Source organism: Ralstonia sp. ASV6 (genome assembly GCF_016429285.1).
In the GTDB taxonomy this organism is placed as follows: domain Bacteria; phylum Pseudomonadota; class Gammaproteobacteria; order Burkholderiales; family Burkholderiaceae; genus Ralstonia; species Ralstonia flaminis.
In genome coordinates this window covers 1-314 of record NZ_JAELUI010000582.1, presented here as the reverse complement: position 1 = coordinate 314, position 314 = coordinate 1, and the positions used below count along the sequence as shown (strand labels likewise).

General features: G+C 73.9%; 1 pseudogene. It reads right to left on the bottom strand.

Features of this window, described 5'->3' with window-relative positions:
- Positions 1-188 precede the first annotated feature (188 nt).
- Positions 189-314 (bottom strand): annotated as a pseudogene (locus JHD73_RS28565) (TetR/AcrR family transcriptional regulator); the annotation flags it as partial.

The window sequence follows — 314 nt, the reverse complement described above, 5'->3', positions numbered from 1 at the left end:
CCCCCCCCCCCCCCCCCCCCCCCCCCCCCCCCCCCCCCCCCCCCCCCCCCCCCCCCCCCCCCCCCCCCCCCCCCCCCCCCCCCCCCCCCCCCCCCCCCCCCCCCCCCCCCTTTTTAATGATCCGCCGACCACCGAGATCTACACTCCACGGCCTTCGTCGGCAGCGTCAGATGTGTATAAGAGACAGGGTTGTTGAGGTCATCGCCGGCCAGCACGCCCGCGAGCGCCTTGAGCGAGAAATGCAGGCGCCAGCCGAGTTCAGCGCGTGGCACATGCGGCAGCGCGGATGAGAACGCTTCGAAGAATCGACCGAA